General features: G+C 61.2%; 9 protein-coding genes. 5 read left to right on the top strand and 4 right to left on the bottom strand.

Annotated features, from left to right (window positions below; genetic code table 11):
* Positions 1–101: 101 nt before the first annotated feature.
* From ABRA89_RS03150 to copM, 3 genes are all read left to right on the top strand, one after another.
* Positions 102–806: a phosphatidylserine decarboxylase gene (locus ABRA89_RS03150; RefSeq protein ID WP_349940301.1), complete on the top strand. Its 705-nt coding sequence runs from the start codon at positions 102–104 to the stop codon at positions 804–806.
* Positions 806–1,657: a CDP-alcohol phosphatidyltransferase family protein gene (locus ABRA89_RS03145; RefSeq protein ID WP_349940007.1), complete on the top strand. Its 852-nt coding sequence runs from the start codon at positions 806–808 to the stop codon at positions 1,655–1,657. Before ABRA89_RS03150 ends, ABRA89_RS03145 begins: the two co-directional genes overlap by 1 nt.
* A 132-nt stretch (positions 1,658–1,789) precedes the next feature.
* Positions 1,790–2,308, top strand: a complete 519-nt coding sequence (gene copM, locus ABRA89_RS03140; protein WP_349940006.1) for a CopM family metallochaperone — start codon at positions 1,790–1,792, stop codon at positions 2,306–2,308.
* Between the two features lie 28 nt (positions 2,309–2,336).
* Here copM and ABRA89_RS03135 read toward each other — a convergent pair whose 3' ends face one another.
* The 4 genes from ABRA89_RS03135 to ABRA89_RS03120 all read right to left on the bottom strand — a co-directional run bounded on the left by ABRA89_RS03135 (position 2,337) and on the right by ABRA89_RS03120 (position 6,206).
* Complete coding sequence (locus ABRA89_RS03135; protein WP_349940005.1) at positions 2,337–2,951, bottom strand: glutathione S-transferase family protein; 615 nt, start codon at positions 2,949–2,951, stop codon at positions 2,337–2,339.
* Between the two features lie 141 nt (positions 2,952–3,092).
* Positions 3,093–4,139 carry a quaternary amine ABC transporter ATP-binding protein gene (locus ABRA89_RS03130; protein WP_349940004.1) on the bottom strand — a complete coding sequence of 349 codons (1,047 nt, stop codon included), beginning with the start codon at positions 4,137–4,139 and terminating at the stop codon, positions 3,093–3,095.
* Positions 4,132–5,019 (bottom strand): ABC transporter permease, encoded by an 888-nt coding sequence (locus ABRA89_RS03125; protein WP_349940003.1) that lies wholly within the window; start codon positions 5,017–5,019, stop codon positions 4,132–4,134. The genes ABRA89_RS03130 and ABRA89_RS03125 overlap by 8 nt, the downstream gene beginning before the upstream one ends.
* A 191-nt stretch (positions 5,020–5,210) precedes the next feature.
* Complete coding sequence (locus ABRA89_RS03120; RefSeq protein ID WP_349940002.1) at positions 5,211–6,206, bottom strand: ABC transporter substrate-binding protein; 996 nt, start codon at positions 6,204–6,206, stop codon at positions 5,211–5,213.
* A gap of 457 nt (positions 6,207–6,663) precedes the next feature.
* Between ABRA89_RS03120 and ABRA89_RS03115 the strand changes: the two genes are divergently transcribed.
* Both ABRA89_RS03115 and ABRA89_RS03110 read left to right on the top strand, forming a co-directional pair.
* Positions 6,664–7,086 (top strand): hypothetical protein, encoded by a 423-nt coding sequence (locus tag ABRA89_RS03115; protein WP_349940001.1) that lies wholly within the window; start codon positions 6,664–6,666, stop codon positions 7,084–7,086.
* Positions 7,087–7,593: 507 nt separating this feature from the next.
* On the top strand, positions 7,594–11,409 hold the full coding sequence (locus ABRA89_RS03110) for an AsmA family protein (RefSeq protein ID WP_349940300.1): 3,816 nt from the start codon (positions 7,594–7,596) through the stop codon (positions 11,407–11,409).
* Positions 11,410–11,434 lie beyond the last annotated feature (25 nt).

Here is an 11,434-nt window from a genome sequence, read left to right as displayed (position 1 = left end):
ATGACGGGTTCGAAGAGCTAAAAGCCGAAATGGGAAGGGCTGCATAAGTGCGGCATGCGGCTTATGTTGTCGTCAAACGCAACCACCGAACCCACGGCGCCATTACTTTGCACATCATCGATTCCATCCGAAATGCGCTCGTTCCCGTTCATCGAGCGGGCTGGCCCTTTGTCGCCGGTTTCTTCGTAGCCTCGATCCTTCTCGGCCTTCTCTGGGAACCGCTCTTCTGGATCGGTCTCGTGCTGACGGCTTGGTGCGCCTACTTCTTCCGCGATCCCGAGCGCGTGACTCCGGTCTCGGATGATCTGGTGGTCAGCCCCGCGGATGGTCATGTCTCGCTCGTCGGCCACATCGCTCCGCCCAAAGAACTCGACCTCGGTGAAGAGCCGATGCTGCGCATCTCGGTCTTCATGAACGTCTTTGACTGCCATGTTAATCGCGCCCCGGTGGCGGGGCCGATCCGGCAAATCGTCTACAGCAAGGGCTCGTTCAAGAATGCCGAGCTCGACAAGGCGAGCGAGGTGAACGAGCGCAATTCCCTCGTGATCGACAGCGTTCATGGGTCGGTTGGTGTCGCCCAGATTGCCGGTTTGGTCGCGCGGCGCATTATCTGCTGGTCGAAGACGGGTGATGGACTTCAGACCGGCGAGCGCTTCGGTTTGATCCGCTTCGGCTCGCGGCTCGATATCTACTGCCCGCCGGGCTTCGTGCCTAGGGTCGCCGAAGGTCAGCGCGCGCTGGCCGGTGAAACCGTGCTTGCCGAATTCGGAGAGACGCTTTCGACCTACGATGTGAGGCGAGGCTGATGTCGCTCGAAGACTTCTTCCCGCCCTTCGCACCGGGCGAACCGGACGACGACGACGGCAAGTCTCGCCGGCGCCTTCCGATCCGGCAGATCGTCCCCAACCTCGTCACGATCCTTGCCATCTGCGCCGGGATGACCGGCGTGCGCCTCGCCTTCGAAGGTCGCTACGAACTTGCCGTCGCGATGATCCTGGGTGCGGCCTTTCTCGATGGGATCGACGGGCGCATCGCGCGGCTCCTCAAGGGGCAAAGCCGATTTGGCGCGGAGATGGATTCACTCGCCGACATCGTGAATTTCGGTCTTGCGCCGGGATTGGTGCTCTACAGCTATGTCCTGCACGAGGCGGGTTCCTTCGGCTGGATCTGCGCGCTGCTTTACACATCCGGCTGTGCGCTCCGCCTCGCTCGGTTCAACACGATGCTTGATGATCCCAAGCGGCCGAAATGGCATGGCGCCTTCTTCGTCGGCGTGCCGGCCCCGGCGGGCGCGGGGCTTGCGCTTCTGCCGATGTATGTCGGCTTCATCGGGCCCGATCTGGGCGTGCCGGATTTCACGGCCGGCGTTTCGGCCGTTTATCTTGTCTTCGTCGGGCTTCTGATGTCGAGCCGCATTCCGACATGGTCCGGCAAAGGCGCGGGCCTGCGCATTCCGCGCACCTATGCGATCCCCATCATCCTCGTCGCCGTTCTCTACGTCACGACCCTGATCAGCTTCTTCTGGGAAACGCTGACGGTGACCGCCTTTTTCTACTTCATTTCGATCCCGTTCTCCTGGCGCGAATTTCAGAAGCGGACCCGGCGGGACGCGGAACTGGCGGCGCGGCGCGAGACGGTCACGATGTCGAGCGAATAACCGGCCGGTCGATGTCGGTGACGTGATCGCCTTCGCCGTGATTCCGCCGCAGCCGAGACGTTCTCAAGTGTACAAATCGTTCGACGGCAATCTTTGCCGTCGGTCGTTGGGCACATTGAAGGACAAGTCACGATGTCGACATCGACCCGCATCCTCTTCTCAGCGCTCTTGCTTGCTGGAACTTCAGGCGGAAGCGTTTACGCCCAGACGAGTGAGCCATCGGCACATCAGGGTATGAACCACGAGGAACATGCAATGGGCGGCGGCTCTGGACCGGAGGCGCTGCCCGCGGCATGCAATGCTTCTCGGGCAGCTGACGGCGAAGCGGCTGCGAAGACCGAAGACGCCATGGCAGCCGTGGAAGGTACGGCAGGGGACGGAGATGCACCGGTCGGCGAGGCCCAGTCCGCCTATCGCGATGCGATGATGAAGACCCACGCTCCGATGATGGAAGGTGCCATGGCCTCCGATCCCGATGTCGCCTTCGTCTGCTCGATGATCCCCCATCACGAAGGCGCTGTCGCTATGGCGAAGATCGTTCTCCAATACGGCAAGGACGACTTCACCCGCCGGCTCGCCGAGGATGTCGTCGCCAGTCAGCAGGTTGAAATCGATCAGATGCGCGAATGGCTTGAGAAGCGGGGGCAGTAATTCTCTTAGAGAAGCGCTTGGCCAGAATTCATCCGAACTCGAAGACTTTTCGGCACGCTGGGCGCGCCGCCATTCCATCTGCATAAGCCGACAGAACCGGATTGTCCGTGATGCCGGGTGCGCCGAACATGCGCGCCCAGATCAGCTGTGCACCGATAAAGATGTCGGCAACGTTGGGTGCTGAGCCACACAGATAGGAATGATCGGAAAGTTGTGCCGTGAGCGTGTCCAGAACACGCTTCCAATCGGCCCAGCCGACCATCTGTGGCGGTAGAGGCTCTTTCAGCTTTGCCGCCATTTCGATCGTCATGGCAGGCTCGAAGCAGCTTCCGCCGAAGAATAGCCAACGATAGCAGAGCGCGCGCTCGTCGGTCCCGATGTCCGGAGTGAGGCCGGCTGCTGGAAAGAGATCCGCAAGCGTCAGAAGGATCGCGGGCGTTTCCGTGACCACTGTGCCGCTTGGAAGAACAAGAGTTGGGATCTTGCCCATCGGGTTCAGAGCCAGAAATTCAGCGCTGTGCTGTTCGCCTTTCTCGAAGTCGATCGGCGTGAGCTCATAGGTTGCGCCGACCTCTTCGAGCATCCAGCGCGCGGTTACCGCCCGGCTGCGCGCGTTGAAATAGAGTTTGATTGGCTCGTTCATGCAGCCGGTCTCCGAAGGGTTTGGTTTTCGCGCGGTTTACCACGAATGAGAGCGTCTGGCTTCAAAAGCGTATGAGCGAAAGAGGCTAGACCTGTTGGTGCGACACTGCGTGGATACGAGATCGATCGGATAGCCGCTCCTTTATGCCGCCAGCGCTTCCTTCAGGTTCGGCGTCGCCACGGCGGCCATGATCTGGCGCATGGTAACGCGGCCGACGGGTTTGCCGTTCTCGGTGACGATGGCGCTGGTGACGTCCGCCTCGCTCATCAGCCTTGCGGCCGTCTCGATGATCGAGCCTTTTTCGACCGTGAGGCCTTCGGTACTCACGCCCTCAGGCGCAGGCTCCATGATGGTCTCGACCTGAACCACGCGACCCCGGTTCACCTCTCTTACGAAAGACTCGATGTAGTCGTCGGCCGGGCGCAGGACGATTTCTTGGGCGGTGCCCTGCTGGATAATCTCGCCATCGCGCAGGATCGCGATCTTCTCCCCAAGTCGAAGCGCCTCGTCGAGATCGTGCGTGATGAATACAATGGTCTTGTGGAGGTCCTTCTGGAGGTCGAGGAGCACGCCCTGCATATCGGTTCGAATGAGGGGATCGAGCGCCGAGAAGGCTTCGTCCATCAGGAGGATATCGGCGTCCGTCGCCAGCGCGCGGGCGAGACCAACGCGCTGCTGCATGCCGCCGGAGAGCTGGGCGGGGTAATTGTCCTCATACCCCTTGAGGCCGACGCGCTCGATCCAGCCCATCGCGCCATCGCGCTGTTCCTTGGCGGATTTTCCCATCACCGCCAGCCCGTAGGCCACGTTGTCGATCACCGTCTTGTGCGGCAGGAGGCCGAAGCGCTGGAAGACCATGGAGATCCGGTGCCGGCGGAACTCGCGCAGCTCCTTGGCCGACATTTTCAGGACGTCGTCGTCACCCACATAGACCTCGCCCGCCGAGGGCTCGATCAGCCGGTTGAGATGACGGATGAGGGTCGACTTCCCCGAGCCGGACAGCCCCATCACGACCTGGACCGCGCCGGCCGGCATGTCGAGATTGATGTTTTTCAGCCCCAGCACGTGGTTGTGCTCGGCGAGGAGGTCGGTCTTCGACATCCCCTTTTTCACCTTTTCGACCAGCGCGCGGTCGTTGGGACCGAAGATCTTGTAGAGGTTGCGGACGGAAATCGCGGACTTATCCATGGGCAGCCTCCCGGTGGCGCTGGAGACGCTTGCCGTAAGCCTGGCTCGCGCGGTCGAAGATGATGGCGATCGCGACGATCGCCATGCCGTTGAGGACGCCTTGGGTGAAATACTGGTTGGTGATCGCCTGAAGCACCGGCTGGCCAAGGCCTCTGACGCCGATAAGCGAGGCGACGACGACCATGGCGAGTGCCATCATGATCGTCTGGTTGATGCCGGCCATGATGGTCGGGAGCGACAGCGGAAGCTGCACCTGTACGAGCTTCTGCCAGTTGGAAGAACCGAATGCATTGGCCGCTTCAAGCACTTCCTTGTCGACCAGCCTTATGCCGAGATTGGTGAGGCGGATGATCGGCGGCATGGCGTAGATCACCACAACGATGAGGCCCGGGATGAGCCCAATGCCGAGCAGCATGACGATGGGAATGAGATAGACGAAGGACGGCATGGTCTGCATGACGTCGAGGATCGGATTGACCACCGCCTGAACCTTGTCCGACCGTGACATCACGATGCCGATCGGCATGCCGATGACGATCGAGAGCAGCGTGCAGACGACGATGATCGAGAGCGTCTGCATGGTCGGCTCCCACATTCCGAAGAGGCCGATCAGGACGAGCGCGATCGCGGTGCCAATCGTGATGCGCTTGGAATGGCTTGCAAACCAGACGATCGCGACAAGCACGCCGATGATGATGAACCATGGCGTCGAGAGCAGAAGGTTCTCGAACCAGAGCAGAAAATCGAGGAGCGGGCGGAAGAATGCCTCGATCGAATCGCCCCATGCGCGAGAGAATGCGCGATATTGCTGGTCGATGGCGCGGGAAAGCTGCCGCAGATCGCGCCCGGGTATCTGCGGGAATTCAGTCAGCCAATCCAAGGGGCAGGTCTCCTGGTGCCGGTCGTTCGTAAGTGCCGGATCATCGTTTTTGCTGGCTCTTCTTGATCATGATGGGAGACGCGAAAAAATGTCGGCCGCCGTCAGGCTGCCGACATGATCGTCTCGCCATGGTTCGTGAGGCGCTCGCTTGCCGCCCATCGGGTCGAAACGAGCGCACTCACTTCAGGCACTCAGAGCGCGGACTTGATCTTCTCGACCGCTTCGTCGCTCACCCACTCGCTCCAGATGTCCTCGTTGTTTTCGAGGAAGTAGTAGGCGGTGTCCTCACCCGTGGCCTGGTTGTCGTCCTTCCAGGCAAGAAGCTGGTTTACGACGTCGTTCGTCCAGGAGCGATTGTTGAAGTACTCGGGAACGCCATTGCCGATCTCTTCGACCTTGGGCGTGACGATCGTGTAGACCTCGGACTTCGTCCAGGCGTTCTTCTTCGGGTCTTCGCAATCGGCGACGGTCGTGCAGTTCTGCCATTCCTCGGGGTCATGCTCGACGCCGAAGTCGAGCTTCACCATCGGATATTTTCCCAGAACGGCCGTCGGGGCCCAGTAATAGCCGAGCCACGGCTCTTCGTTCTGGAAGGCCTTGGCGATCGAGCCGTCGAGGCCTGCGGCTGATCCGGTATCGACGATGACGAAGCCCTGCTCCTCGGCATCGAACGCCTTGAAGAGGTTGGCCGAGGTGATCTGGCAGCCCCAGCCAGATGGGCAGTTGTGGAACGCGCCCTTGGACGGATCTTCCGACGAGGGGAAGAGGTCGGGATTGGCGAAGGCGTCGGCCACCGTCTTGATCTCGGGATGGGCGTCGGCAAAATATTTCGGAATCCAGAAGCCTTCCTCGCCGCCATCGGACAGCACTTCAGCACCGAACTTCACCGTGCCTTCCTCGGCGGCGGCATCGATTTGTTCGCGGAACTGATTCACCCACATTTCCGGTGCCACGTCGGGCTGCTGCTTTTCCGTCATGGAGGCGAAAGTCGGCATCGTGTCGCCCGGAATGAGATTTGCCGAGCAGTCGTAGCCCTCTTCGAGGATAAGCTTGTCGATGGCCGCCATCACCTCGGCCGAGGCCCAGTTCATGTTGGAGATGGTGACGTCGCATTCCTGGGCGGACGCCGATGTCGCCGCGCCGAAGAGGCCCGCGGCCAGAATGGTTGATGCGAAGAGAAATTTCATGGATTGCACCTTCGGGATGTTGTCAGGAAGTCTTTGCGAGTTTTCAGGAGTCGAAGAGCATGGCGAGTGAACAGTCTTTCTCGATCGAGACCTGTTTCTAGTCCCATAGCTCACATGTCTCCCCTCATGCGCAGTGCTCTGAGACTAGGACAGTCTTTCTGGCATGCCAAGGCAATTTACTGACCAAGCGGCTATTGTACGCATCGCCCGTGATCAGGTCTTCACTGGACTTTTCGGGTGAGGGGTTTCACGTGTGGCTGCGCTCCTATATTGTGCGGTGCACAAACGAAAGAAACGTCGGCGCACATCGTCGAGACGACAGCTGATACAGAGCGCGATCCCCTCCATGTCTCAGCCACCTATTGCTGCGACATATTGCCGTTTCGATCGACGTTCCGCCGGCTTTGAAGGTCTGTCCGAGGAGTTGCGAGACGGACCGAGAAAGGAATGACCAATCATGCGCGACCAGGAGAGCTTCGACTTTCTGATTGAAGAGGACGCGGCAGAGGAGAGCGAGCCGGCTGCCAGTTGGCTTTCCGCCGATCCCGTCGCGGCCTTTTCGAGCGTCCTGACCCTTTGGCATCTGACCCCGTTCGTGATGGCGGCCCGTGTACCGAAGCTCGTCGCGGAAACGGGAACGTATTCCCTGGTCGAACGTGAAGAGACCCGACTTGCGGTCGTCGAGAAGGTCGGAGCCGCGATCGAAGGGGCCGTGGCATTCCAGGTTCAGTTCACGGCATCCCTGCTTGCGTTGCAGGCGGCGGTTCTGCAGGGCAACTTCGCGCCGAGCGCCTATTTCGAGGGCTTTGGCGATCTTCCTTCGAGCGCACTTGAGCCGTTCGTCACCCGGCTTCAGGCAAACGCAGACCGGCTCTCCTGACATCAATTCGAAAATTATTGCGCCTGACGTTACGTGCTAACCGAACAGTAACCCTCGCAATCTAAAAAAGAGATCAGACGGCAAGGCGGGCTTGGTCAGGGTTCTGCGTCCCAAGCGCCCTTGTCGTCGATCTCCGGGCTCCGGCTAGTTTTGGATGGCCCAATGGCCGACACTTCGGACTTCTCCGCCGTTCTCTCTACAGAATGCCCGATTTCGCCTTGGCGCGGCGATTCGCGGTTCTCGATCCAAAAATCCGGCTTTTTTCTTGCGGTGTGATGCCTGTGGCATCGACGCCCCGCCTCATCTTTGTCCAATAATATCGATGCCTCCGATGGACCTGCGGGCAAGAGCCTGATTTCTATGAAGATCCGTGAGGCGCTTCGTTTCGGCGATATTCCTGCACGATTGACCCAAGGAACGAAGACGATGATGAGTTCGGCAGACCGTCGCCGAACGGTCGTGCCGATGTAGACAAAGCAACCCAGGAGACAAGAAAGGAGCGTCAAGCTGGTCCGAGTTTTCGTCCTTTTCGGCGGTCTTCTCGTTGCTGCGCTTTTCGCCGCGCTGATCGCGCCGCTCTTTATCGATTGGTCGGCCTATCGGTCCGACTTCGAGCGCGAGGCGAGCCGCATTCTTGGGCGCGAAGTCCGCGTCGAAGGCGAAGCATCCGCGCGTCTGCTTCCGTTTCCCTCCGTCACGTTTCAGGACTTAAGCGTTGCCGGCGATCGTGAAGACGAGCCGTTCCTGACGATCGACGAATTCCGCATGAACGCGGAGCTTGCTCCCTATCTTTCTGGAGAAATCCGCATTTTCGCGATGGCGCTGGACAATCCGGTGCTTCGTATCGGCAATGAGGGGCTCTCGCTTCCGCATCCTTCGATCCCGACGAGCGCGGAAATCGTGCTTGAAGACGTCGATGTTTCGAATGGCGCGATTCTCTTTGCCGAGGACAGCAATGTCATCGATGCCGGCATTTCCCGGATCTCCGCAATCGATGGAAACTTCTCGGCCGGCAGTCTTTCTGGCCCCTTCGAAGGCAATGGTGCCTTTCGTCTCGACGGGCGACAAGTGGCCTTCGAACTCGATGCCGGGAATACGGATGCCACAGGCAGCGCGTCGCTGCGCGTCTCGTTCCTGAGCGAACGCTATTCCGCCGCCATCGATCTCGACGGACGGGTGCTGACTGCCGACGGCCCGGCCCGCTTCGAGGGGCAACTCGCCTACCGTCAGCCTCTAGCGGCAGAGACCGCCGAGGAAGAAGAGACGGGAAGCGTCTTTGCCGCGCTTCAGGACGATGGTGGTGATGAAAGCGGCCCGGTCGAAGGGCTGCGCGGTTCGGTTTCCGATGAGATGTCCGAAAGAGCCAAGCCACCGGTTCGGGCGAGCGGTTCGGTGCGGGTCACCGCCGATCGCGCGGTGAGCGACGCCCTGAGGGTCGAGGTTGGCGGTGGGAGCGAGCCCTATGTCCTGACCGGCAGCGGTGAACTCTTCGTGCGAAATGGTGCGCCCGGCTTTGGCCTCGCGCTCGAAGGCGAAAGCTTCGATGTCGATGAGCTTGCCCAAAGGCAGGAAGATTCGGAAACGTCCGAAGAGCCTGCCTACCGCAATCTCACCGATCGGCTCGAAGGCGTTCGCGAGGTCCTCCGCGAGATTCCGAAACCCCAGATCGACGGCGTCCTACAGCTGTCGCTTCCGGTGGTGACGCTTGGCGACACGACGATCCGTACGCTTTCGTTCCGGGCGATGCCGGCATCGAGCGGCTGGATGATCGACGGTCTCAGTGCCGAAATACCCGGTCGTACGCTCGTCGAGGCCGACGGTGTGGTGCGGCTCGATCCCGCACTCGGATTCACCGGCGATCTTCTGATCGCATCGCGCCAACCCTCGGGGCTTTCCGACTGGCTGACCGGCGAGGTCGATCCGGTGATCCGCGATCTCGACCGGGCAGGGCTCTCCGCCCGCGTCGCGCTCGGACCGGGGCGGCAGACATTCCGCGATCTGGAACTCGATCTGGATGGCAGCACGCTGACCGGCATGATCGAAAGGGTTGCAAACCAGGCCGGCGGCCGGCTGACGGCGCGCCTGACGGGCGGCGAAACCGATCTCGACGCGCTGCGCGCCCTGGGCGCGATGGCGACCGGCTCGGAAACGCCGATGACGAGCGTCGCGCGCTATGACATCGCCCTGAATGCCGGGCCCGTCCGGTACGGGGACTTTGAGGCGGACCGGGTCGATGCGGACCTTCTTTACGACGGCACGGTTCTGGCGATCGCCAAGCTCGATGTCGACGGGCTGGCCGGTGCCTCATTCTCCGGCACGGGACAGTTTCGCGGTCTCGGCGCCGATACTGAAGGCCGGATCGATCTCGATCTGAGTTCTGAGGATCCCGAGACATTCCTGGCTTTTCTCGATCGAATTCGCCCCGATACGCCTCTGATCCAGGTTCTGCGATCGCGCGCGGACACGCTCGGCCCGCTTGCGCTTTCGGGCGAGATCGAATCGATCGAACGCGGGACCGACGCGCCGACACTGCTGCTGCGGCTGGATGGAACGGCCGCTGAAACGAGCATCGATTTCTCCGCTGCCGTCGAGAACGGGTTCCGCGCGCTCGAACTGAGTGGGCGGATCGGCGTCGATCTCCGGCTCGAAACCGATCGGCCGACTGCGCTCCTCACACAGCTCGGACTACCGTCTCGCGAGAGCGCTATCGAAGGTCCACTGGAACTCGAAACGTCGGTTTCGGCGTCCGCCCGGGGCCCGGCGGTGGTCAGCGCCACGCTGCGAAGCCCGCAGACCGACGGCGATCTCGAAAGCGTTCTCGATCTCACCGATAACGGGGTCGAAAACGTAGACAGCAGCGTTCGGCTGTCGAGCCAGTCCTTGGGGCCATGGATCGAGGCATTCGGGATCGATGCCGGACTGAAAGAAGAGACGCTCGCCGCTCTCGACTCGGACCTTGTCGCAAGCATTGGTTATACCGATGATCTCTGGCAGGTGTCTGAGCTGTCCGGTGCGCTCGGGGGGCAGGCTGTCGAGGGGAATTTCGAACTTTCCGAGACTGCTGGGATCATCGGCCGCTTGAGCACCGACCGTATATCGCTCCCTTGGCTTGCACGACTGGTTTATGGCGTCGATCTCAACGGCGGTGGAGAGGATGTCTGGTCCACCGACCCGTTCGCGTCATCGCTTCTCCCCGATATCCCGGTTTCGATCGATGTGAGCTCAGATCTGGCCGATGCTGGCGGGCTGGAGATCGAGAGCTTCTCGGCCGCCTTGTCAAGCTCGGCGCGTGAGCTTTCCCTGGCCGGCATGTCCGGCACCTATCTGGGGGGCGATATCGCTGGCGATATCATGTTCCGCAATCTCGATGGTCTCGGCAGTTTCAGTGCTGACATTCGGGGCGACGAGTTTCGCCTGTCCGCGATCGCGCCAGCGCTCGCAGCAAACGGCGACAACTCCGATCTGACTGTGACGACCAAGCTCGACTCGACCGCGCAATCGGCCGCAGGTCTGGTTTCGGCGATGACCGGGGCTGGCGAGTTGACTGCCGTTGGGCTCGTCATTCCAGGCGTTCCCTCGGCGCCGATTGAGCCGCTTCTTGCCGCTGCGGATGTCGACGGCTTTTCGGCGGACGACGATACATCAGCGACCTTTGACGAGATTTCAGGCGAGCAGCGCTTTCAGATACCGCGGCTCGTCAGCGGCTATTCTGTCACCGCTGGCGAGGTTATTCTGCCGCCTGTGACAGTGTCTGAGACGGGCAGCGAACTGACGATGTCCGGCCGGCTTGATCTCGCATCGTTCGACCTCGATGCCGATCTGCGTTTGGACATCGATCCCGGGGACGAAGCGGTCGAAGGCGCGCAGCCCGAAGTGCGTTATGCTCTCCAGGGCCCGGTCGATGCGCCGCTGCTCGACCGGAACGACTCCGTTCTGGCCAATTATCTGGCCGTGCGTGCACTGGAACGCGAACAGGCGCGCGTCGAGGCGATGCAGGAGCGGTTGGAGGAGACACTTCGGCTGCGCCGCGAGACGCGGTTCTATCGCTGGCTCGAACGGAAGCGCGAAGAAGATAGCTCCCCAAGCCCGGCGGATGACGGCGAGGAGCCACAACAGGATGCTGCCGCTCCGGTGCCGGACGACCGGGCCGAGCAGGCCTCCGCTTCCCCTGCCGCGCCGCCAAAGTCGGCCAGCACTTCTCCGAAAAGCGCGAATGAACCGGTGCTCGACTTCGGAGACACGGAAAACGGGGCCGGCTCGGTGGCTCAGGACTCGTTCGATCGCCCGCCGAGCATCCAAGACTCGTTGTCCTTGGGGTTTTAAGCGCGCTTGCTTCGGTTCCACGGCT

This window comes from Fulvimarina thalattae (assembly GCF_040239565.1).
GTDB lineage: Bacteria > Pseudomonadota > Alphaproteobacteria > Rhizobiales > Rhizobiaceae > Fulvimarina.
The sequence above is the reverse complement of the archived record's forward strand: the minus strand, read 5'-3'. Positions and strand labels throughout refer to the sequence as shown.

Excerpts from the sequence above, each read along its gene's own strand:
- ABRA89_RS03145 (WP_349940007.1), top strand. The coding sequence starts at position 806 with ATGTCGCTCGAAGACTTCTTCCCGCCCTTCGCACCGGGCGAACCGGAC.
- copM (WP_349940006.1), top strand. The coding sequence starts at position 1,790 with ATGTCGACATCGACCCGCATCCTCTTCTCAGCGCTCTTGCTTGCTGGA.
- ABRA89_RS03135 (WP_349940005.1), bottom strand. The coding sequence starts at position 2,951 with ATGAACGAGCCAATCAAACTCTATTTCAACGCGCGCAGCCGGGCGGTA.
- ABRA89_RS03130 (WP_349940004.1), bottom strand. The coding sequence starts at position 4,139 with ATGGATAAGTCCGCGATTTCCGTCCGCAACCTCTACAAGATCTTCGGT.
- ABRA89_RS03120 (WP_349940002.1), bottom strand. The coding sequence starts at position 6,206 with ATGAAATTTCTCTTCGCATCAACCATTCTGGCCGCGGGCCTCTTCGGC.
- ABRA89_RS03115 (WP_349940001.1), top strand. The coding sequence starts at position 6,664 with ATGCGCGACCAGGAGAGCTTCGACTTTCTGATTGAAGAGGACGCGGCA.